This is a genomic window from Caulobacter zeae (genome assembly GCF_002858925.1).
In the GTDB taxonomy this organism is placed as follows: Bacteria; Pseudomonadota; Alphaproteobacteria; order Caulobacterales; family Caulobacteraceae; genus Caulobacter; species Caulobacter zeae.
Genome location: NZ_PJRS01000012.1, coordinates 38,132 through 59,553, shown reverse-complemented (window position 1 = coordinate 59,553; position 21,422 = coordinate 38,132). Strand labels below are relative to the sequence as shown.

At 68.6% G+C, this 21,422-nt stretch carries 24 protein-coding genes; 13 read left to right on the top strand and 11 right to left on the bottom strand.

The features are described from left to right. Window positions 1-236: 236 nt before the first annotated feature. Window positions 237-464: a DUF1289 domain-containing protein gene (locus SGCZBJ_RS07055; protein WP_101717319.1), complete on the bottom strand. Its 228-nt coding sequence runs from the start codon at window positions 462-464 to the stop codon at window positions 237-239. Window positions 465-553: 89 nt separating this feature from the next. Between SGCZBJ_RS07055 and SGCZBJ_RS07050 the strand changes: the two genes are divergently transcribed. From SGCZBJ_RS07050 to SGCZBJ_RS26050, 7 genes are all read left to right on the top strand, one after another. Continuing rightward, entirely contained in the window at window positions 554-883 is a 330-nt protein-coding gene (locus tag SGCZBJ_RS07050) for a hypothetical protein (RefSeq protein ID WP_101717318.1), read from the top strand. A gap of 73 nt (window positions 884-956) precedes the next feature. Beyond that, complete coding sequence (locus SGCZBJ_RS07045; protein ID WP_101717317.1) at window positions 957-1,853, top strand: nicotinate-nucleotide--dimethylbenzimidazole phosphoribosyltransferase; 897 nt, start codon at window positions 957-959, stop codon at window positions 1,851-1,853. A gap of 122 nt (window positions 1,854-1,975) precedes the next feature. Next, entirely contained in the window at window positions 1,976-3,190 is a 1,215-nt protein-coding gene (locus SGCZBJ_RS07040) for an acyl-CoA dehydrogenase family protein (RefSeq protein WP_101717316.1), read from the top strand. A 53-nt stretch (window positions 3,191-3,243) separates the two neighbouring features. Continuing rightward, entirely contained in the window at window positions 3,244-3,669 is a 426-nt protein-coding gene (locus SGCZBJ_RS07035) for an endonuclease domain-containing protein (RefSeq protein ID WP_338065444.1), read from the top strand. 15 nt (window positions 3,670-3,684) lie between these two features. Next, a complete protein-coding gene (locus tag SGCZBJ_RS07030) occupies window positions 3,685-4,830 on the top strand; it encodes an acyl-CoA dehydrogenase family protein (protein WP_101717314.1) in 1,146 nt (381 codons plus the stop codon). Window positions 4,831-4,986: 156 nt separating this feature from the next. Further along, entirely contained in the window at window positions 4,987-5,385 is a 399-nt protein-coding gene (locus SGCZBJ_RS07025) for a hypothetical protein (protein ID WP_240621446.1), read from the top strand. A gap of 265 nt (window positions 5,386-5,650) precedes the next feature. Beyond that, the gene (locus SGCZBJ_RS26050; RefSeq protein ID WP_240621441.1) at window positions 5,651-5,782 is read left to right on the top strand and encodes a hypothetical protein; all 132 of its coding nucleotides are present in this window, start codon (window positions 5,651-5,653) and stop codon (window positions 5,780-5,782) included. Window positions 5,783-5,849: 67 nt separating this feature from the next. Here the strand turns inward: SGCZBJ_RS26050 and SGCZBJ_RS07020 are convergent, their stop codons facing one another. Together SGCZBJ_RS07020 and SGCZBJ_RS07015 are read right to left on the bottom strand one after the other, a co-directional pair. Then, window positions 5,850-6,155 (bottom strand): CC_3452 family protein, encoded by a 306-nt coding sequence (locus SGCZBJ_RS07020; RefSeq protein ID WP_101717313.1) that lies wholly within the window; start codon window positions 6,153-6,155, stop codon window positions 5,850-5,852. A gap of 68 nt (window positions 6,156-6,223) precedes the next feature. After that, window positions 6,224-6,829: an LOG family protein gene (locus tag SGCZBJ_RS07015; protein ID WP_101717312.1), complete on the bottom strand. Its 606-nt coding sequence runs from the start codon at window positions 6,827-6,829 to the stop codon at window positions 6,224-6,226. 105 nt (window positions 6,830-6,934) lie between these two features. Here SGCZBJ_RS07015 and SGCZBJ_RS07010 point away from each other — a divergent pair, with 105 nt between their 5' ends. Genes SGCZBJ_RS07010 through gloA form a run of 3 tightly spaced genes read left to right on the top strand, consistent with a single transcriptional unit; the run spans window position 6,935 to window position 10,086 of the window. Next, window positions 6,935-7,756, top strand: coding sequence for a hypothetical protein (locus tag SGCZBJ_RS07010; RefSeq protein WP_101717311.1), 822 nt, complete (start codon window positions 6,935-6,937; stop codon window positions 7,754-7,756). Next, window positions 7,681-9,606, top strand: a complete 1,926-nt coding sequence (locus SGCZBJ_RS07005; protein ID WP_101717310.1) for an ABCB family ABC transporter ATP-binding protein/permease — start codon at window positions 7,681-7,683, stop codon at window positions 9,604-9,606. Before SGCZBJ_RS07010 ends, SGCZBJ_RS07005 begins: the two co-directional genes overlap by 76 nt. A 42-nt stretch (window positions 9,607-9,648) precedes the next feature. Further along, on the top strand, window positions 9,649-10,086 hold the full coding sequence (gloA, locus tag SGCZBJ_RS07000; RefSeq protein ID WP_101717309.1) for a lactoylglutathione lyase: 438 nt from the start codon (window positions 9,649-9,651) through the stop codon (window positions 10,084-10,086). Between the two features lie 44 nt (window positions 10,087-10,130). On the opposite strand, the gene SGCZBJ_RS06995 is transcribed toward gloA, so the two are convergent. The 8 genes from SGCZBJ_RS06995 to SGCZBJ_RS06960 form a co-directional block, all read right to left on the bottom strand. Continuing rightward, window positions 10,131-10,523, bottom strand: a complete 393-nt coding sequence (locus tag SGCZBJ_RS06995; protein ID WP_205685336.1) for a Ros/MucR family transcriptional regulator — start codon at window positions 10,521-10,523, stop codon at window positions 10,131-10,133. A 76-nt stretch (window positions 10,524-10,599) separates the two neighbouring features. Further along, window positions 10,600-12,150, bottom strand: coding sequence for a SulP family inorganic anion transporter (locus SGCZBJ_RS06990; RefSeq protein WP_101717308.1), 1,551 nt, complete (start codon window positions 12,148-12,150; stop codon window positions 10,600-10,602). Next, the gene (locus SGCZBJ_RS06985; protein ID WP_101717307.1) at window positions 12,147-12,842 is read right to left on the bottom strand and encodes a carbonic anhydrase; all 696 of its coding nucleotides are present in this window, start codon (window positions 12,840-12,842) and stop codon (window positions 12,147-12,149) included. The genes SGCZBJ_RS06990 and SGCZBJ_RS06985 overlap by 4 nt, the downstream gene beginning before the upstream one ends. Before the next feature lie 318 nt (window positions 12,843-13,160). Continuing rightward, window positions 13,161-14,483 (bottom strand): ATP-binding protein, encoded by a 1,323-nt coding sequence (locus SGCZBJ_RS06980; protein ID WP_101717306.1) that lies wholly within the window; start codon window positions 14,481-14,483, stop codon window positions 13,161-13,163. Beyond that, the gene (locus SGCZBJ_RS06975) at window positions 14,480-15,208 is read right to left on the bottom strand and encodes a response regulator transcription factor (protein WP_240621440.1); all 729 of its coding nucleotides are present in this window, start codon (window positions 15,206-15,208) and stop codon (window positions 14,480-14,482) included. The genes SGCZBJ_RS06980 and SGCZBJ_RS06975 overlap by 4 nt, the downstream gene beginning before the upstream one ends. Window positions 15,209-15,443: 235 nt before the next feature. Then, entirely contained in the window at window positions 15,444-15,755 is a 312-nt protein-coding gene (locus SGCZBJ_RS06970) for a hypothetical protein (RefSeq protein WP_101717304.1), read from the bottom strand. A 36-nt stretch (window positions 15,756-15,791) separates the two neighbouring features. Further along, entirely contained in the window at window positions 15,792-16,439 is a 648-nt protein-coding gene (locus tag SGCZBJ_RS06965; protein ID WP_101717303.1) for a hypothetical protein, read from the bottom strand. 139 nt (window positions 16,440-16,578) lie between these two features. Beyond that, window positions 16,579-17,331, bottom strand: a complete 753-nt coding sequence (locus SGCZBJ_RS06960) for a helix-turn-helix transcriptional regulator (RefSeq protein WP_101717302.1) — start codon at window positions 17,329-17,331, stop codon at window positions 16,579-16,581. Window positions 17,332-17,419: 88 nt separating this feature from the next. Here SGCZBJ_RS06960 and SGCZBJ_RS06955 point away from each other — a divergent pair, with 88 nt between their 5' ends. From SGCZBJ_RS06955 to SGCZBJ_RS25600, 3 genes are all read left to right on the top strand, one after another. Further along, window positions 17,420-18,592 (top strand): acyl-CoA dehydrogenase family protein, encoded by a 1,173-nt coding sequence (locus SGCZBJ_RS06955; protein ID WP_101717301.1) that lies wholly within the window; start codon window positions 17,420-17,422, stop codon window positions 18,590-18,592. A 108-nt stretch (window positions 18,593-18,700) separates the two neighbouring features. Then, a complete protein-coding gene (locus SGCZBJ_RS06950; RefSeq protein WP_101717300.1) occupies window positions 18,701-21,148 on the top strand; it encodes a TonB-dependent receptor in 2,448 nt (815 codons plus the stop codon). Between the two features lie 74 nt (window positions 21,149-21,222). Then, window positions 21,223-21,417 (top strand): hypothetical protein, encoded by a 195-nt coding sequence (locus SGCZBJ_RS25600; protein ID WP_165799266.1) that lies wholly within the window; start codon window positions 21,223-21,225, stop codon window positions 21,415-21,417. The last annotated feature ends 5 nt before the right edge of the window (window positions 21,418-21,422 follow it).

Genomic DNA, 21,422 nt, shown 5'->3' with positions numbered 1-21,422 from the left:
GGAAAGACGTTTGCAAGCGGTGAATGGCAGGGCGAATTTACTTGGTTAACAATATGCTGCGCTTTGCGCCAATTAACTCGGCGTAACGTTGATGGCGCAACATGTAATAAAGTTCATGGACTGGATTTAACTTCAAAGCCTGAGCTCAGGGCGTCATCTTCATCTTCGTCAGACGAACGCTTCGGGGATAACTTAGATGCAGAACAAAGAAATGCTGTCGAGAACCTGAAGACCAATCAGGTATGCGCACCCGACTGGGCGGCCATCAGGCTTTCCATCGGATCGGGACGATGGGGCAGGGCGGCCATGATCTTCGCCCGTTCCTCGTCGCTGTAGCGCGACCAGCCGGCGATCTCCTGCAGGGTCCGCCGGCAACCCAGGCAGAAACCGGACGCACCATCCACGGCGCACACCTTGACGCAAGGCGTGACGATGGGGCGGGGCGGGCGGTTTTCTGAAGTCATGACCGAATGTCGCCATCCGCGGCGTCGGGCGCAAGTCGCCAGACGCGATGCGGCTCTGCGCCCGGATTTTCAATCAAGAGGGACCAACCATGCGTATCGCCACCATCCTGCTCGCCGCCGCTTCGATCGCCGCCGTCGCCGCTCCGGCCCTGGCCGCCGAGCGCGTCACCGACGCCCAGTTCATCCAGGCCAACCGCTGCCTGGGCCTGACCGAGGCCAAGGCCCTTGGCGAGGCCGACCCGGCCGCCCTGAAGCAGTTCATCAAGGACCAGCGCTCGGGCCGCCACGTCTTCACCTCGGACCGCGCCGACAACGCCCGCTCCGACGCCAAGCGCGCCGCCTCCAAGGCCGACGAAGCCACCAAGGCGAGCCTGATCCAGGAGCGCGACGGGACCTGCAAGGACCTGGCCGCCAGCTGATCAGGCGCCTTCTGAACCATGTTCCGCGCCCTATGCGCTTGCATCGGGCGCGGACTGGCTTAAGTCGGCGGCCATGAACGCTTCCGCCGCCGCCTCGCCCTTCGCCGACATTCGCCGCCTGGCCGCCGATCTTCCGGCGCCGGGCGTCTTCGTACCGCCGGCCGACGGCGGCCGCCTCGCCGAGATCTCGGCCTGGCTCACCGCCTGGACCGGTCGCACCCCGCCGTCGGTCAACCGTCCGGTCGTGGCGCTTTACGCCGGCGCGCGCCAGGGGATCGGCCCGCGAGGCTACGCCCGCGACCGCCTCGAAACCATCGCCGCCGGCGGCGCTTCGGTCAGCCGCATGGCCGGCTCGCAGGGCGCCGGCCTTGAAGCCTTCGACCTGGCCATCGATCGCCCGACGCCCGACGCGCGCCAGAAGGCCTCGATGAGCGAGAAGGAATGCGCCGCCACCATGGCCTTCGGCATGGAGGCCCTGGCCAAGCAGCCCGACCTGCTGATTCCCGGCGTCATCGCCGCCGAAGCCCATCGTGACGCCGCCGCCATCGCCTTGGCGCTGTTCGGCGGCGAGGCCTCCGACTGGGCGGCCGGCGAAGTCGCCGCCGACGTCGCGGCGGCCGTCGAGCGCGCCCGGGGCGAGAGCGACCTTTCCGATCCGCTGGAAGCGCTGCGCCAGCTGGGCGGTCGCGAAACGGCCGCCGTGGCCGGCGCGATCATCGCCGCCCGCGTCCAGAAGATCCCGGTCCTGCTGGACGGCTATGCGGCGACCGCCGCCGGGGCCGTCCTTCACGCGATCGATCCCGACCTGATCGCCCACGCCGTCGCCGCCCACGTGGGCGGGCCGGGCCATGCGCGGCTGCTGGCGGCGCTGGGCAAGACGCCGCTGGTCTCGCTGGAGATCGATGACGAGGAGGGCGTCGGCGGCGTGTCGGCCCTGGCCCTGGTGCGCCTGGCCTGCGAGGTTCGCTGACCGTAATGGGTGAACGACGTTTACGTTGACCTTCGCGTCATCTTTCCAAACGCTCGTTCGACCCCTATCATCCTCCCGAAACAACAAGACGCCGGCTCAGCCGGCCTGTTCGGGAGCGCGCAATGAACCTCGATTTTTCGCCCGAAGACCTGGCCTTCCGCGACGAGGTTCGCGCCTTCATCGCGCAGAACTATCCGGAAGGCCTGCGCGAGCGCCAGGAAGAGGGCGAGGAGATGTCCAAGGAGGACTTCCTCTCCTGGCACCGCACCCTGGCCCAGAAGGGTTGGGTCGCCCCCGCCTGGCCGCAGAAGTACGGCGGTCCGGGCTGGACCTCGGTGCAGCGCTACATCTGGTCGGAAGAGACCGCCCGCGCCGACTGCGTGCCGATCCTGCCGTTCGGCATCAACATGGTCGGGCCGGTGATTTACACCTTCGGCACGCCCGAGCAGAAGGAACGCTTTCTGCCGCCGACCCTGTCGGGCGAGATCTGGTGGTCGCAGGGCTATAGCGAGCCGGGCGCGGGTTCCGACCTGGCCAGCCTGAAGACCAAGGCCGAGCGCTTCACCGGCGACGACGGCAAGGAATACTACCTGGTCAACGGCCAGAAGACCTGGACCACGCTGGCCCAGCACGGCGACTGGATCTTCTGCCTGGTCCGAACTGATCCCAACGCCAAGATCCAGGAAGGCATCTCGTTCCTGCTGATCGACATGAAGTCGCCAGGCGTGACCGTGCGCCCGATCATCACCCTGGGCGGCGAGCATGAGGTCAACGAGGTCTGGCTCGAGAACGTCAAGGTGCCGGTCGAGAACCGCATCTTCGACGAGAACAAGGGCTGGACCTGCGCCAAGTTCCTGCTGGCCCACGAGCGCTCCGGCATCGCCGGCGTCGCCCGTTCCAAGCGTGGCATCGAACGCATCCGCCAGATCGCTTCGACAGAACTGGGCGATGACGGCAAGCCGCTGCTGACCGATCCGGACTTCAAGCGAAAGATCGCCGACCTGGAGATCGACCTGACGGCGCTGGAATACACCGAGCTGCGCACCCTGGCCGGCGAAGCGGCCGGCAAGGGCCCCGGTCCGGAGTCGAGTGTCCTGAAGATCAAGGGCACCGAGATCCAGCAGCGGATCACCGAACTGGCCCTGGAGGCCTCGGGTCACTATGCCGCGCCCTATTTCCGCGGCTTCCCGAAGGACGGCGACAACGCCCATCCGATCGGCCCCGACTTCGCCCACCGCGCCGCGCCGACCTATTTCAACGTCCGCAAGACCTCGATCTACGGCGGCTCCAATGAGATCCAGCGCAACATCATCGCCAAGATGGTGCTGGGCCTTTGATCTGATCCTGATCATTTGCAGTTCCCCTCCCCCTTGCGGGGAGGGGGCAGGGGGTGGGGGTGTCAGCACGAACGCCAGGAGCTCTGCACACATCCGAAAGGGCCGACCGATCGGCCCGCAGGATGCGCCGCGAGCCGACACTGGCGGAGAAGCTGTTCTGGAAGGTGCTCAGGAAGGCCGAGATCCCAGGATCTCACTTTCGCCGCCAAGCGCCTTTCGGGCCCTACGTCGTGGATTTCGTCTGCCATCACCATCGGCTGATCGTCGAGGTGGACGGCGGGATCCATGCTCTGGACGCGGTGGCCGCCCGCGACGCTGAACGCCAAGCCTGGCTGGAGGCGCGGGGTTATACCTTGATCAGAGTCCCCAACGAGCTAGCGATCTACGACCCACATTCGGCTGTTCAGCGCGTACTTTCGACCATCGGCGCTGACACCCCCACCCCTAACCCCTCCCCGCAAGGGGGAGGGGAACCATAAGAGGAAACCGCCCTCATGGACTTCAACTTCACCGAAGAGCAGTCGATGGTCCGCGACACGGTCGCGAGCTTCCTGCAGGACAAGTACGACTTCGAGACCCGCCGCAAGATCGTCGCTTCCGAGAGCGGCTGGCGCGTCGACTACTGGCAGGCCTTCGCCGAGGAGCTCGGCATCCTGGGCGCCTCGTTCAGCGAGGACCTGGGCGGCCTGGGCGGCGGCGCAATCGACAACATGATCATCATGGAGGAGTTCGGCAAAGCACTGGTCATCGAGCCCTATCTGGGCACGGTCGTCATCGGCGGCGGCTTCATTAAGCACTCGGGTTACGCCGGCGCCGCCTCGGTCATCGAAGGGATTGTCGCGGGGACCACCACCATCGCCTTCGCCTATGCCGAACCGCAGGGGCGCTACACCTGGAGCGACCTGAAGACGACGGCCAGGAAGGACGGCTCGGGCTGGACCCTCAACGGCCACAAGGCCGTGGTGGTCGGCGCGCCGTTCGCTACGCATCTGGTCGTCACCGCCCGCACCGGCGGAAGCCAGCGCGAGGCCTCGGGCGTGTCGGTGTTCCTGATCGACAAGACCCTGCCGGGCGTCGTCACCCGCGACTACCCCACCGTCGACGGCGGTCGCGCCTCGGAAGTCTATTTCGAGAACGTCTCGATCCCTGCCGACGCCCTGGTCGGCCATGAAGGCAATGGCCTGTCGCTGGTCGAGAAGGTGATCGACGAAGCCACCGCCGCCAGCCTGGCCGAAGGCGTGGGCGTGCTGCGCAAGCTGCATGAAGGCACCCTGGACTACGCCAAGCAGCGCAAGCAGTTCGGCCGCGCCATCGCCGACTTCCAGGTGCTGCAGCACCGCATGGTCGACATGTTCATCGAGCTCGAGCAGTCGGTGTCGATGACCTACATGGCCACCATCAAGCTCGACGAAAGCGACGCCGAACGCGCCAAGGCCGTTTCGGCCGCCAAGGTGCGCATCGGCCGCGCCCTGAAGTTCGTCGGCCAGAACGCCATCCAGATCCATGGCGGCATGGGCATGACCGACGAGCTGGCCATCGGCCACTACTTCAAGCGCGGCACGATCATCGAGGGCCTGTTCGGCTCGGTCGATCACCACCTGCGCCGTTACGAAGGCCTGTCGTTCGGCGCGGCGGCGTAAGCCGCCTACTGAACGCCCGATGCTTCGAACCAGGGCCGCCTGCGTCACGCCGACGCGGGCGGCCTTTTTCGTCCGGGCGCCACTTTCACCGCCCCGCGTGACGGGGTGCGACCGTTCAACGCAGCAGAACACTCGATGGATTGCACGGTGAACACGATGCTCCGCCCCGAAATGCTGATGGGCCTTTCTCCGGAAAAGCTGGCCGACACCCTGGAGGCCATGGACTCCAGCGCCCGGCTGCTGCTCGATCAGGCGCGCGAGGCCAAGGCGCGGGCCGACAAGCTGGAGACCGCGCTGTCGCTGCTGGTGGGGGTCGTGGCCAATGACCCCGGTCTCGAGGAAAGCTTCGCCCTACAACGGATCGCCGGCCAGTTGCGGCTATGCGCCGACCTGCCGGAACTGGCGGCGGAACTGGTCGGCTGCGAGGCCGAGCGCATCGAGCCCGTCATGCTGCGCGCCGCGGCCAACATCATCGCCTCGGCCGGCAAGCCGGGGCAGGGGGACGTGGTTCCGGCCGCGGATCTGCCAGAGCGTGAGGGCGCGACGCTGCACTGACTGGTGCGTGAGCGGATAGTATCCGCAAGTCTGCTTCAGGCGATCTTCAAGTCGATCGTCAGAGCACGGACATCATCCGTATTCGGAATATTTCGCTTGTCATGCGGCGGACGCGGCGCATCCTTGCCTGGACGCGCTGACGACTAGGAGGGTGCGAGCCCCTGTAAGCCGCGCGCGTCTCTTTCTGGCTGGACCGGTCGCAGAGCCGGTCCCGTAACACGTGGGGCGCCTTTCGGCGCTCCTGGCTGGTCAAGGAGACGCCGCCATGAACGTAACGAAGATGAGCCACGCCATGCTGTCCTTCGCCCTGATAGGCGGACTGCTGGTGGGGCCTCGCCCCGGCGCCGCCAAGCCGCCGCAGCAGTCGCAGCCGCCCAAGACCTCGGACCGGAAGTAGCGCTCAAAAGAAAACGCCATCCCGGACGGGCCGGGATGGCGACGAATTCCGTGTTCGCGAGGAGCGCTTACGGCTTGGCGGCCGTGTTGCACTCTTCGACGCCGGCGGCGTCGAGCGCTTCGCCGCGCCAGGTGAAGGCCGACACGGCGCCGAGTTCGGCCACGATCTTGCGGCAGCTGCGGACGGCGGGCATGGCCTTGACGGTCGGCGCCTTGCAGACCGTGCCGGTGCAGCGCCACAGGGCCCCGTCCTGGATCAGTTCGGCCTTGGCCGGCGGCGCCTTCAGAACAAGCATGGCGCCTTCCGAAGACGCGGCCTGAGCCACGCCCACGAGGGAAGCTGCGGCAAGACCGCCGAGCAGAAGCATACGCATGGACATCTCCTATCCCCGCGTCCTATTTATAAGTGGACGCTGATCACATTGTTCGTTGTTATTGAAAACTAAGTCAATCGCCGAACGTCGATCTCGCGATCGCGATCAACGTCCAAACCCCACGCCAGCAAGGCCGGAGTGACATCCTCGGCCGCTTCGACCGAGACCCAGGCCGTCGACAGGGCGGGGGGCGTCAGGCCCTTGTCGATCGTGTGCTTCAGAAGCGCGAAAAGCGGGTCCCAGAAGCCGTCCGGATTGTGGAACACGATCGGCTTGCGGTGCAGGTCCAGGCGTCGCCAGGACAGGAGCTCGATGATCTCTTCCAGGGTGCCGATGCCGCCGGGCAGCACCACGAAGGCGTCCGAGCGCTCGAACATCAGCATCTTGCGTTCGTGCATCGAGGTGACGATGACCGTCTCGACGTCGTCGAACGGCTTTTCGCGACCGCGCAGGAAATCCGGGATGATGCCCAGGACCTTGCCGCCGGCCTGGTGCGCGCCGCGCGCGGCCTGGCCCATCAGGCCGACGCCGCCGCCGCCATAGACCAGCTTGAGCCCGGCGCGGGCGAAGTCGCCGCCGATCTGGTGGGCGGCTTCCAGATAGGCCGGATCGGCCGTGTTCGAAGAGCCGCAGTAGACGCAGACCGATCCCAGGCGGCTAGACAGGTCGGGCATCGTCGTCCACTCCAACAAAAGAAAAGGCGCGGCTCCGGTCGGGAAGGGCGCGCCATGGCGTTTCGGGCCTTGGTCTTAGCGACCAGCCCAGGATTTGGAAGGCGCATGATCGGGATTCGCAAGGCCGCTTTCAAGCCGTGGCCGCTGGCCCTGGCCCTCGTCGCGACCGTTTCGGCCTGCGGCGAGGACGGACGGCGGGACTGGGGGCGCACCGCGCCGGCCGCCCAGCCGGCGCGTGACCCCGAGGCGGCCTATCTGGCCCCGCCCAAGGTGGTCACCGCGGCGGTCCAGGGCGGCGGCGTGGCCCTGTCGGGATCGGCCACCGCCGGCGCCTCGGTGCGGTTGGGGTCGCCGACCGGAGAGGCCATCAGCGTCGAGGCCGACGCCGCAGGGCTGTGGCGCGCGGTTGTTCCCGGCGCCGTCGAGCCCCGGCTGTTCGGCCTGTCGATGACCCGCGAAGGGCGGACGGTCCAGGCCGAAGGCTACGTGCTGGTCACGCCGGAAGGCGCCGTCGCCCTGCTGAAGGCCGGCGGGGGCTCCGAACCGCTGGCTGGAGCGTCTGATTCCCTGCGCATCCTGGCTGTCGACTACGACCAGGAGGGCGGCGCGGTGATCTCGGGCGTCGGACGGCCGGGTGCGGGCTTTGGCGTCCGCGTGGACCGCGTCACCCAGGCCGAGGGCAAGGTCGATGCTCAAGGGCGCTTCAGTTTCTCGCTGACCCAGCCGCTGTCCCGTGGCGAGCACGCCGTGCAGGTGGCCGGCGAGGGCGGCGAGGACCTGGTCAGGATCGATGTCTCCGCGCCAGGTCCGCTGACCGCGGGCCCCTTGCATGCCGAGCGGGTGGAGAGCGGCTGGCGGGCCGACTGGATGACGCCCGGCGGCGGCGTCCAGACCACGGTGCTGTATGCGCCCGGAGAGGCCCGGTGAGGGGTTACGCCTCGGCTGGCCGCGACAGCGCCCGAACGGCTCCCGACGCCGCCAAGCCCGTCTCCGGATGGGCTGCGCTGGCCGAGCTGCTGCGGCTGGTCCTGCGGTCCCGCGCGCCGGGCCTGGGTTGGCGCCTGGTGGCGGCCCTGGCGCTGACCTTCGTCGGCAAGGCGCTGGGCGTGGTCGCGCCGCTGCTGCTCGGCGCGGCCGTGAACCGGCTGACGGCCGGGCAGGGCGCGGCGGCCCAGGTGACGCTGTCCTTCGCCGCCCTGGCCCTGGGCTGGGCGGGCGTGCGCTTCATCGCCGCCGCAGCGCCCCAGGCCCGCGACGCGGTGTTCACGCCGGTGGCCCAGGCCGCCCAGAACCGCGCGGCCACCGAAACCTTCGCCCACGCCCTGTCGCTGTCGATCGACTTCCACCAGACCAAGCGCACCGGCGCGCTGTCGCGCACCATCGACCGCGGCGCGCGGGCCATGGATTTCCTGATCCGGGGTCTCGTCTTCAATATCGCCCCGACCATCGTCGAGCTGATCCTGGCCGGCGCGGTGCTGGCGCGGGCCTATGACTGGCGGTTCGCGGCGACGGCGATCGTCACCGTGGTGATCTACGGCGTCCTGACCTTCTCGATCTCCAACTGGCGGATCGCCCATCGGCGTGAACTGAACGAGGCCGACGCCGAGGCCGCCGGCCGCGCCGTCGACGCCCTTCTGAACTACGAGACGGTCAAGACCTTCGGCGCCGAAGACCGCGCCGTCGGCGCCTATGAGCGGGCGCTGTCGACCTATGGCGCAGCGCAGATCAAGGCGACCAATTCGCTGTCGCTGCTCAACGTGGTGCAGTCGCTGATCATGAGCCTGGGCCTAGCGGTCATGGCCGTGCTGGCCGGCTCGGAGGCCGCCCACGGCCGCATCGGGCCGGGCGACATCACCGCCGTCGTGCTGATCCTGGTGAACCTGTATCAGCCGCTGAACTTCCTGGGCTTCGCCTATCGCGAGATCCGCCAGTCCTTCATCGACATGGAGTCGATGATGGAGCTGCGTCAGCAGGGCGCGGACGTCGCCGACATGGAGGGCGCGGTCGACCTGCCGCCCACGGGCGACCGCCGGGGCGGGGCCGTGGCCTTCGAGGCCGTCTCGTTCCGCCACGGCGCGCGGTCGGACGGGCTGAGCGACGTCAGCTTCACCGCCGCCCCTGGCCAGACCGTGGCCATCGTCGGCCCTTCGGGCGCGGGCAAGACGACGCTGGTGCGCCTGGCCCTGCGGATGATCGACCCGCAGGCTGGCCGTGTGACGCTGGACGGCCATGACCTGAAGGCCCTGAAGCAGGCCTCGCTGCGGCGGGCGGTGGCCCTGGTGCCGCAGGACGTGGCGCTGTTCAACGACACGATCGCCGCCAACATCGCCTTCGGCCGCCCGGACGCGACCGAGGACGAGGTCTGGGGCGCGGCCCGCGCCGCCGAACTCGGCGACTTCATCGGATCTCTGCCCGAGGGCATGGCGACCAAGGTTGGTGAACGCGGCCTGAAGCTTTCGGGCGGCGAGCGCCAGCGGGTGGGCATCGCCCGGGCCCTGCTGGCCGATCCGCGGGTCCTGATCCTCGACGAGGCGACCAGCGCGCTCGACAGCCGCACCGAGGCGGCGATCCAGGCGACGCTTCGCAAGGCCAGGGAAGGGCGCACGACCCTGGTCGTGGCCCACCGGCTGTCGACCATCGCCGACGCCGACGAGATCCTGGTCCTGCGCCGGGGGAAGGTGGTCGAGCGCGGTCCGCACGCGGCCCTGCTGGCGGCCGACGGCGAGTACGCGGCCCTGTGGCGGCGCCAGACGCGCGGCAAGGTCGCGGTGCAGTAGCCGATCGGCTATATCGGCGCTTCGCAACATCTGGAGGCCGCCTTGCGCTATCTGCACACCATGGTCCGCGTGAAGGACCTCGACGCTTCGCTGCGCTTCTACTGCGAGGGCCTGGGCTTGCAGGAGATGTATCGGATGGAGAACGAGAAGGGCCGGTTCACGCTGGTCTTCCTCGCCGCGCCGGGCGACGCCGACAAGGCCAAGGAACGCAAGGCCCCGCTGGTCGAGCTGACCTACAACTGGGACCCGGAAGACTATCAGGGCGGCCGCAACTTCGGCCACCTGGCCTATCAGGTCGACGACATCTATGCGGCCTGCCAGCGCCTGGCCGACCAGGGCGTGACCATCAACCGTCCGCCGCGCGACGGCCACATGGCGTTCGTGCGCTCGCCCGACGGCATCTCGGTGGAGCTGCTGCAGGACGGCCACCTGGAGCCGGCCGAGCCGTGGGTCTCGATGCCCAACACCGGCGCCTGGTAAGAACGCGAAAGGCCCGCCAGATCGGCGGGCCTTTTTCTTGGGCTCTAGCGGCGCGAGCCGAAACGGTTGGCGCGGGCCACGTTGGACCTCAGGTCCGAGAAGCTGGCCGCGACCGTGGGGTAGTCGTCCGGCAGGCCCCACTTGGAGCGATACTCCTCCTCGGTGAGGCCCAGGCTGTTGAGATGGCGCTTCAGCGAGCGATAGCGGCGGCCGTTCTCGAAGCTGACGATGGCGTCCTGGGTGACGCTGGCGGCGATCTCGTCGGCGTTGGGGCGCTCGACCGGCTCGGCGGCCGGGGTCGAGAACACCGCCTCCAGGGCCGCATAGGTGCGGGCGGCGAGATCGGGCAGGTCGTCGGCCGAGACGACGTTGTTCTGGAGGTAGGCGCAAAGCACTTGGGCCGCCATGTCGGCGGCGCGTTCCTGGGCCTTGTTCATCGAAAGTCTCTGGCGGTCTTCAATCAAAAAGAACCCCGGGACCGAGCGGACTCGGTCCCGGGGCGACTGGGTGAGGTCAGTGTGCGCCGGCGGCCCGCAGCCGTTCGCCGAACACGCAGGCGTTGGGCAGCTCGACCTTGGAGCCGGTGCGCTCCTTGCTCTTGACCCACTCGCTCAGCACCTCGGTGGTGGTGTGGTCGAGCACGGTCAGGGCGCGGGTGTCGAGGCGGACGACGCCGCCGTCGGGAGCCGCGTCCAGGGCCTTGGTGATCTTCGGCAGTTGCACGAAGGTCGCCGCGCCCTCGAGGCGGATTTCCTGTTCCTTCTCGCCGACGTCCTGCTGGGCGATCTTGAGGCGCATGCGCTTCAGGTTCGGCAGCAGTTCGACCACGGTCAGGGCCAGGCCCACCAGCACGCCGGTCAGCAGGTCGGTGGCGACGACCATGACGAAGGTCGCGGCCCAGATCAGCGCCGGCAGCAGGCCGTAGCGGGCGAACAGGTGGCGGACGTGGTCCAGGCTGACCAGCTTCCAGCCGGTGACCACCAGCACGCCGGCGAGGGCGGCGCTGGGGACCTGACGCAGGACGAAGGGCAGCAGGGCGACGAAGGCCAGGATCCACACGCCGTGCAGGATGGCCGAGGCGCGGGTGACGGCGCCGGCCTGGACGTTGGCCGAGCTGCGCACGATCACGCCGGTCATCGGCAGGGCGCCGACCAGGCCGCACAGCAGGTTGCCGACGCCTTGGGCGCCCAGCTCCTTGTTGTACTTCGTACGCGGACCATCGTGCATGCGGTCGACGGCGGCCGCCGACAGCAGGGTCTCGGCCGAGGCGATGAACGCCACCGCCACGGCGGTGAGGATGATCATCGGATCGGCGAGCTTGGCGAAGTCGGCCATGCCCGGGATGGCGATCGCGCCGGCGATCGATTCCGGAACGGCGATCTTTTGCACGTCGAGACCGAAGCCCATGGCCACGAAGGTGCCGGCCAGCACGCCCAGAAGGGCGCCGGGAACCAGCTTCAGCTTGGCCGGACGGATCTTCTCCCAGAGCAGGATCGAACCGATGGTGACCACGCCGACCAGCAGGGCGGCTTCGGCGGCGCCGAAGGTCGACACCGACAGGCCGGTGATCGCGCCGGGGATGGCCAGCAGGTTGTCCAGGCCGTTGGCGCGCGGCTTGTCGCCGAACAGCACGTGGAACTGGCCCGCGACGATCAGCACGCCGATGCCGGCCAGCATGCCGTGCACGACGGCCGGCGAGATGGCGCGGAACCACTGGCCCATGCGCAAGGCGCCGGCGGCCAGCTGGACCAGGCCCGCCAGCACCAGGATCGGGCCGAGGGTCGACAGGCCGTGCTTGGCCACGATCTCGAACACGATGACCGCGAGACCAGCAGCGGGGCCGCTGACCTGCAGGGGAGAGCCGGCGAGGGCGCCGACGACGATGCCGCCGATGATGCCGGTGATCAGGCCGCGTTCGGCCGGAACGCCAGAGGCGACGGCGATGCCCATGCAGAGGGGCATCGCCACGAGGAAGACGACGATCGAGGCCGTCAGGTCACGCGAAAAGATCGCGCCGAACCCGGACTTCGCGCCGTTCGGGGAGGAAACGGCGGAGTTGCTCATTCGGCCGCGATGCCCAGATGGTCGGCGGCGACCATGCGCTTGGCCGGACGTTGGGCGACGGGCAGGGGCTGGCCTTCGTAGACCTGCTCGAACTGGCCGGTGTCGCCGTTATAGGCCTGGATCTGGCCGGTCTCGATCTCGAAGAACCAGCCGTGAAGGGTCAGCTTGCCCTGGGCGATGGCCGAGGCCACCGACGGGTGAGTGCGCAGATGATTGATCTGGACCACCACGTTTTCCAGCGACAGGGCGCGGGTCTTACCGTGCTCGTCGAGGCCGTGATAGGCGTTGCAGACGACGCTGTGGGCGGCGTGGGCGTGACGCAGCCAGGCGGCGACGTTGGGCATCTTTTCCAGGGCGGCTGGGTTCGAGAACGCCTTCATGGCGCCGCAGTCGGAGTGGCCGCAGACGACGATGTCGCGAACGCCGAGCGCCATGACGGCGTATTCAACGGCCGATGAGACGCCGCCGTTGGCTTGGCTGAACGGCGGGACGATGTTGCCGGCGTTGCGGCAGACGAACAGGTCGCCGGGATTGGCTTGGGTGATGAGCTCCGGCACGACGCGCGAGTCGGCGCACGAGATCATCAGGGCCGAGGGGCTCTGGCCGTGGCTGGCCAGGCGCTCGTACAGCGCGCTTTGAGCCGGGAAGACTTGGCCGCGGAAGAGGGCGGCGCGTTCGAGAAACTGTTCCAAGAGGAACCTCCATGCGATGGCCGCGGCGTCCGGGGAAAGGGGTAACGGACGCCGCGGCGCGCGCGGCCTGAACCGCCACGCAACATGGAAGGTGGGGTGGCGTCTTTGCTGCGACGCAGCGGGTTTTGTGACAAAGGGTTTCCGAGACGGGGCTTTCTCGTGGTGACCTTTGGATGCAAGGAACCTCCCCCTGTGGGGGAGGCGATCACGTAGCGATCGGTGGGGGAATTGGTGGGAAACCGACCAACGGCCCGGAAGCCGAAAACGCCCCCCTCCGTCGCCTTTGGCGACACCTCCCCCAGAGGGGGAGGACCTTTGTTACAGCGCCGGAAGCCGGATCTCGGCGCGCAGGCCGCCTTGCGGGAGGTTGCGCAGGATCAGTTCGCCGTCCTCGCGCTTGAGGATCTGCTGGACGATGGTCAGGCCAAGGCCCAGGCCGCCGGTGTTGCGGGCGCGGGCGCTGTCGAGGCGGTGGAAGGGTTCGAGGACGTGGGCGAGCTCGGCCTCGGGGATGCCGGGGCCCTTGTCCTCGACCGCCAGCACGACCATCCGGCCTTCGCGGGTCAGGGTCAGGGCGGCCTCGCCGCCGTAGTGCAGGGCGTTCTGGACGATGTTGCTGATGGCCCGCTTGAGCGACAGCGGGCGGGCGCGCACCGGCAGGTGCTCGGGCCCGTCATAGGTGGCGATGCGCTCGGAGTCGGTGGCGTCGTCCACCAGGGTCATGGCGATGGCGGCGATGTCGGTGCGGCGGGGGGGCTCGGGATCTTCCTGGCCGCCCAGATAGGCCAGCAGCGAGTCGAGCATGCCGGTCATTTCGTCGACATCTGCCTCAAGCGCCTCGCGGGCCGAGGTCTCGGAGACGAAGCCGGCGCGCAGGCGCAGGCGGGCCAGGGGCGTGCGCAGGTCGTGGCCGACGGCCGCCAGCGCCTCGGTGCGGGCCTGAAGCAGGCCGGCGATGCGGTCCTGCATCGCGTTGAAGGCCTGGGCCACCATCTTGAGGTCGCCGGCCCCGGTCTCGGCTACCCGCACCCTGGCCCCCTGGCCGACCTTGTCGGCCGCCTCGGCCAGCGCCCGCAGCGGACGGCTGAGGTTGCGCAGCACCAGGGCCGCGGCGGTGATGACCCCGAGGCCCAGGATGAAGGCCGAACCGACGCTGCTGAGCAGCACCGCCCAGGGGGCGGCCCGGATCTTGGTCTTCATGGTCAGCCAGGTGCCGTCGCGCATCTTCAGCGCCACCTTCAGGTGGGTGTCGCGCGGCAGGGTGCGGTCGATCTCGGCGTTCATCCGCAGCTCGCGCCGGGCCAGGCTGGGCTCGGCGGCGCGGAACTGGTCCTTGAGCTTGCGCTCGGCCGAGCGCTCGCGGTCGACCAGGTGGGGCAGGGGCGTCCATTCCAGCTGGCTGGAGCGGCTGGAAAGACCCGCCGCGCGGCTGATGCGCTCGTGCTCGGGGCGGGTCTCAAGGATGGCTTCGGCGGTCACCAGTTGTTCGGCGGCGCGCTGAACCTGGTTGTTGCGGTTGGGGTAGATGCGGCTGTTCTCGAACAGGATCGAGCTGCCGATGAATTCCAGGGCGACGGCCAGCATCAGGACCAGGGTGACCTGGCCGACCAGACGCTGCGGCCATAGCCGCAAAGGCTTCATCGCCGCTCCACCTGCGCGGTGAAGATGTAGCCGATGCCGCGCACGGTGCGCAGCAGCGACTCGGCCTGGCCGCTGACGGCCAGCTTCCGACGAAGGCGGCTGACCAGCACGTCGATGCTGCGGTCCGAGGCGTCGGAAATGCGGGCGCGCGACATTTCCAGCAGGCGCTCGCGACCGATCACTCGTTGGGGCGACGACAGGAAGGCCAGCAGCAGGTCGAACTCGGCGCCCGACAGGTCGACGAAGGCGCCGTCGGGCGACAGCAGCTCGCGGCGGCCCGGATCGAGCTGCCAGCCGGCGAACACCATCTGCTGGGCGCCGCGGGGCTGGCTGGCCTGGGCCCCGCCTTGGGTGCGGCGCAGGATGGCGCGGATGCGGGCGATCAGCTCCTTCTTGCTGAAGGGCTTGCCGATGTAGTCGTCGGCGCCGAGCTCAAGGCCGATCAGGCGGTCGCTCTCGTCGTCGCGCGCGCTGAGCATGACGATCGGCACGTCGCTTTCCTTGCGCAGGCTGCGGCACAGCTGGAAGCCGTTGCTGCCCGGCATCATCACGTCGAGCAGGATGATGTCGACGGTGTTGGTTTCGAGGACGCGAGCCATCTCGCCGCCGTGGGCGGCGCTGAGCGGCTGGAAGCCTTCTTCGCGCAGCAGGCGCATCAGAAGGGTGCGCAGGGCCGGATCGTCCTCGACGATGAGCACGGTCGGGGCCACGGGGGCCGTCGCCAACTCCCGCTGCAAAGCGTTCAGTCCGTTACCTGAGCTATCCATATGCCTGGGCTATCTAGGAACGATGCGGCCGCGAGCAAGGTAGAAAGCGGCTGTTTTCCACCGACTTCAAGCCAATACCAGGCCAGATTGCATCGTTCGCTTGAAAAAGGGATGCCCTCGCGCGCACTTCGGGGGAAGAGGACTCGCGCGAGGGCCGGCCGCCGAAACGGCCGTCTTGGATGCCGGACGCCCCTTAGGCGGCGCGGCAGATGTCGGTGACGGCGGCGCGCACGGCGCCTTCCTGGGCCGCGGCGGCGTCGGCCGAGTGGAACACGACGCGGACCACGCCTTCCTTGGCCTTGGCGGCGGCGACGTCGCCACGCTTGGCGAGCTCGACGGCGGCCGGGGCGGCGCAGGAGGCGGCGGCGGCGATCTTCACGGTGCGCTTCTGAAGGTTCTTCTTGGCGACTTCTTCGGTGAAGGTCAGGCCGTGGCCGGCCGGACCGGCCATGGCGGGGAAAGCGACGAGGCCGGCGGCCACGGCGATAACAGCAGCGAACTTCATGATGGAAAACTACTCCGGATACGGGGACGCGACGGCTCAGCCGCCGGTGGCGGTGTCGGCTTGCGCCTGGACCGCGGGAAGGGTGGCGCGATAGGCCTCGACGCTGTTCAGCAGGCCGGTGATCTCGGCCTGGGTGATGGCCGTGCGGTGCTCGTAGCCCTTGGGCGACTTGAACTTGAAGCCCCAGGCCTGCGGCTTGGCGGCGACCTTGCGCAGCTCGCTCTCGCTGATCGAGAAGGCGACTTCTTCCGTGCACAGTTCGGGCGCCTCGAACAGGAAGCAGCGGCCGGCGTTGTCGCGGATCTTGATCGCCTGGGCCTGGACCGGCCAGGCCGAGGTCTCGTAGGCCACCGTGTCGTACTCGCGCATCGCGCCCTGGTACATCAGGGTCTGGCGGACTTCGTAACGCGTCGCGCCGGTGCGCTTGTCGACGACGGCGCGCAGGTAGTTGTCGTTCGACGGATTGCGGAACAGGCCCTTGCCGGTCTGGAAGCCGGCCTGCGTGCTGACAACCGTCTCGACGTCGAGCTGGTCGTCGATGACCTGGGTCTTGGCCTGGAAGTGATCGACGCCGAGGGCGACCTGCCGGGCGGGCAGCTTCACGGTTTCGGCGACGGCCGCGCCGCCGATGGCCAGGCCGCCCAGTGCGGTCAGGGCCAGCAGGCGATAGCGGGTCTTGCTCATGGTCTTCTCCTGTGAAGCGCGGGCCGATCCCTCGTTCGGCGGGCGCCTCTGACAGGTCTTAAGGTGGAGAGGCCGCCTTGCGGCTGTGCATCTCGTTCGTGACAAAGCATTGCCGCGCATCATCGGGGGCGCCGGCGCCTTAGAATGCGGCGGATCCGAGATAGCCCAGGCCCGTGGCCCGATGGATCGCCTGGGCCCGTCCGGCCACCCGCAGCTTCAGGGCGGCGTTCTGGACGTGGAAACGGACCGTGGGGCCCGAGATGCCGATGATCTGGCCGATGTCGGCGTCGGTCTTTCCGGCCGCCGCCCATTTCAGGCACTGGATCTCGCGCTTGGTCAAGCGGGCCAGCGGACCGTCGTCGGCCATCCCGTCGCGATAGGCCGACACCAGGCGCAGGGCCGCGCCGTGCAGCCGATCGGCATGGGCGGCATAGAGCGCCGGCAGGTCGGCCAGCGGCTCGTCCGAGGCCCAGACCACCGCGCCGATCACCCCGCCGGTGAGGTAAGCGGGCGCGATGACCGCGGCGGCGACGCCGAAGTCCTGCGCCGCCTCGGCCACCGGAATGGCCTCGAGCCTGGGCAGGGGCCGCCAGCTGCAAAAGCGTCCCTGGTGATAGAAGAAGGGTTCGGCGGCATAGCGGGCGGCCAGGATGAACGGGGCCCGCAGCGCGAAGGACCGGTCGCGCCAGTAGCGCAGGCCTGCGTCCAGCCACTGGAAGGTGGTTTCGGCCAGGGGCAGCCCGTCGGGGCCCAGCATCGGCTCGGGGCTCGAGATGTCGGCGCTGGCGGCGACGTAGGGCAGGCCGATCTCGGCGCCCAGGTCGCGGACGCGCACCGCCTGGTCCATGACCCGCGCCAGACGCTCGCGATGCTCCCCCGTCGTCGCCGTCATGCGGGCGCTCTTTCCCTATCGGTTCCGATAGCTTGCGCACCGGGCCCCGGCTTTCGCAAGTTTCCCCGACGTTGGATGGAGCGTGCGCGTGGACCTGGAACTGTCGCCCCAAGACCTGGCCTTTCGCGACGAGGTGCGCGCGTTCCTGGACGCCGAACTGACGCCGCAACTGCGCGAGGCCGGGCGGCGAATGACCAGCGTGTTCTGCGACAAGGACCACAGCCTGGCCTGGCAGAGGATCCTGCACGCCAGGGGCTGGGCCGCCCCGAGCTGGCCGGTCGAGCACGGCGGGCCGGGCTGGAGCGAGATCCAGCGCCACGTCTTCCAGGCCGAATGCGCGCGGGCCGGCGCGCCCGGCCTGGCGCCGATGGGCCTGCGGATGGTGGCGCCGGCGATCATGCGGTTCGGGACGCCGCAGCAGAAGGCCCGCTACCTGCCCAGGATCCTGTCGGGCGAGGACTACTGGTGCCAGGGCTACTCGGAGCCCGGAGCAGGCTCGGACCTGGCCTCGCTGCGGATGAAGGCGTCGCCCGACGGCGACGACTACGTGCTCACCGGCTCGAAGATCTGGACCACCCACGCCCATTGGGCCACGCACATGTTCTGCCTGGTGCGCACCAGCACGGAGGGCAAGCCGCAGGCCGGGATCACCTTCCTGCTGGTCGAGATGGACCGGCCGGGGATCAGGGTCGATCCGATCCTGACCCTGGCCGGCGAGCACGAGGTCAACCAGGTGTTCTTCGACGAGGTCCGCACGCCCAAGGCCGACCGGCTGGGCGAGGAGAACCAGGGCTGGACGGTGGCCAAGCACCTCCTGGAGTTCGAGCGGGGCGGGGGCTATGCGGCGGGGTTGGAGGCAGGCCTTTCAAGGCTGCGTGAGGCGGGCGTCGCCGATGATCCCGACCAGCGGCGACGCCTGGCCGAAGCCGAGATCGCGGCCTTGGCCATCGACGTCACCGAGCGGCGGGTGTTGAGCGCCTTGGCCGGCGGCGCCAACCCTGGACCGGCCTCATCGATCCTGAAAGCGCAGGGTTCGGAAGCCTTGCAAAGGCAGGACGAGCTGGCGGTGGCGCATCTGGGCGCGTGGGCCGCGGTGCACCAGCCCGCCCCGCGCGAGGCGGGCTCGAACGAGGCCCTGATCGGCCCTGAGCATGGCCGCACCACGGTGGCCCGCTACCTCAACAACCGCGCCGCCTCGATCTATGGCGGCTCCAACGAGATCCAGCGCGACATCATCGCCAGGCTGGTGCTGGGGCTCTGAGCGGCCTCTGCACCCTATCAGTTCCGATAGCTTGTTAGAGGAGCGGGCGACCCGCACGCTCCGATAGAGCCAACGTCCAATGAAGGCGCGGCCGGAGGGAGGTTTCGCATGCAAGGACCACTGCGCCTGGCGCTGACCCTGGGGGTGTCGGCCATGGCCCTGTCGATGGCCGCGCCCGTCTGGGCCCAGGCCCCGGCGGCCAAGCCCGTCCAGGACGAGAAGGACAGCCTGGCCATCGAGACGGTCGTCGTCACGGCCCAGCGCCGCGAGGAAGCGGCCAACGACATCGGCATGCCGATCCAGGCCTTCAGCGGCCAGGCCTTGCAGCAACTTAGGGTCACCGATCCCAAGGACCTGTCGACCGTCGCGCCCAGCTTCACGGTCAGCCAGAGCTACCAGGGCGTTCCGACCTATACGCTGCGCGGCATCGGCTTCAACACCATCAACCTGTCGGCCACCTCGACCGTCGGGACCTATGTGGACGAGGTCGCCTACGCCTATCCGTTCATGAACACCGGCCCGATGTTCGACCTGGAGCGGGTCGAGGTCCTGAAGGGCCCGCAAGGCACGCTCTACGGGCGCAACACGACGGCGGGCCTGGTGGATTTCGTCACCAACAAGCCGACCGAAGAGTTCGAGGCGGGGCTGACGGCCGAGCTGGGCAACTACAAGACCCGCAACCTCGAAAGCTATTTCAGCGGTCCGCTGGGCGAAAAGGTCCAGGCCCGGGTCGCCTTCCGCGCCGAGCACAGCGGCAAGGGCTGGCAGGTCAGCAACAGCCGCGACGAGCGGCTGGGCGAGGTGGAGCGCCAGGGCTGGCGCCTGTCGCTGGCCGCCCAGCCTAGCGAGAAGGTCGACATCGACTTCTCCTACGCCGGCTGGCGCAACCGGTCCGACACCGTGGCCGCCCAGGCTATCGGCTTCACGCCCGCGACGGCGGCCAGCCCGTTCAACGCGGCGGGCCTCGTGAACTATATCGCCGCCAACAAGCCGACCAAGGCTGCGCAGGCCGACTGGGCGCCGCTGTCGGTGCGCGGCGCGGACGTCGGCTCGGGCCTGGGGATCAGCGATCCCGCCGAGGAGGACGACCGCTTCGACGCGGCCAAGCTGCGGCTGGCCTGGCGCCTTTCCGACGACGTCAGCTTGATCTCGCTGACCAGCTACAACAAGCTGCGGCGTGATGCGGTGTTCGACTGGAGCGGCGCGCCCTACGAGATTCTGGTCCAGAAGGCGCACGGCGACATCGAGTCCACGGCCGAGGAACTGCGGCTCGAGGGGCGCACCGAAAAGGGCTCTTGGCTGGTCGGGGGCTATATCGCCCACGACGAGATCCTCGACATGAACCGCACGATCCTGGGTCAGAACGCCAATGTCGGCCTGATCCGGTTCTACGGCTCGACCCTGCTGGCCACGCCGTTCAACAGCGGCGGATACACCGCGCTGCAGATGAGCCAGGCGTTCCGCACCTACGAGGACGTGGGCAATATCGAGACCGACACCTGGAGCCTTTTCGCCAATGCCGACAGTCAGTTGACGGAAACTCTGAAGCTGACCGTCGGCCTGCGCTACAGCCAGGACAAGCAGGACTACGTGGGCTGCTCGCGCGACTTCAACGGCAACATGCTGCCCAACGTCAATGTCGTGAACCGGGCGCTGTTCTTCGGGGTCTACGGCCTGGTGGCGCCGATCACGCAAGGCTCGTGCAACACCTTCGATCCGGCCACGGCCAGCTTCGGCTTCGTGCGCTCGACCCTGGACGAGGACAACTTCGCCTGGCGCGTGGCGCTGGACTGGCGGGCGAGCGACGACGTGCTGGTCTACGGCTCGATCTCGCGCGGGGCCAAGGCCGGGGCGACGCCGATCAACGCGGCCAACATCTCGACCCAGAACGCCCCGGCGCGGCAGGAGCTGCTGACGGCCTATGAGGTGGGCGTGAAGGCGGCTCTGTTCGAGCGACGCGTTCAGGCCAACCTGGGCGTCTTCTACTACGACTACACCGACAAGCAGCTCAGCGTGTCGTTCGCCGACCCGATCTATACGGCCCTGTCGCGGCTGGCCAACGTGCCCGAAGGCATGGCCCGCGGCCTGGACGGCGACATAACCTGGCGCGCCACCAAGTCTCTCACCTTCCTCGCCTCGGCGACCTGGCTGCACACCGAGGTCCAGGGCTACACCGGCATCAACGGCGCCGGTCAGCCCCAGGACTTCGACGGACGGCCCTTTTTATACAGCCCGAAGTTCCAGGGCGGCCTGACGGCCCTGTTCGACCACGACCTGGCCAATGGCCTTAAACTTCAGGCGGCGCTCAACGGTCGCTGGCAGGACAAGTCCAGCGCCGACCTGGAGGGCAATCCGCTGTTCGTCATCGACAGCTATGGCCTGCTGAACGCCAGCGTCGGGATCTCGTCGCCCGACCAGGGCTGGGAACTGTCGGTGTGGGGGCGCAACCTGACTGACGAGTATTACTGGACGGCCGTCAGCAGCAACGCCAACACCGTGGTGCGCTTCCCCGGCAAGCCCCGAACCTGGGGCGCGGCGCTGAGTTGGCGGTTCTGAAGGGAAGCGCGCGACGCCGGCGGTCGATCGCGCTAAGGTCGCAAGGCCTTGCCGCCTCCAGCCGCCGGACCTCCATGCCCTACGACCTGCCCGCCGATCACGGCCCGGAGACGGCCGTCGCCGAGTTCGAGGCCGGGCCCCTGCGCTATCGCGCGGAGGTCCGCGTCACGCCGGCGGGCATACTGGCGGTCGGGGCGCTGCTGAGCGGGGTGCTGCTGTCGACGGCGGTGATCGTCTGGGCGACGAAGGCGGCGGCTGGGCAACGATAACCCGT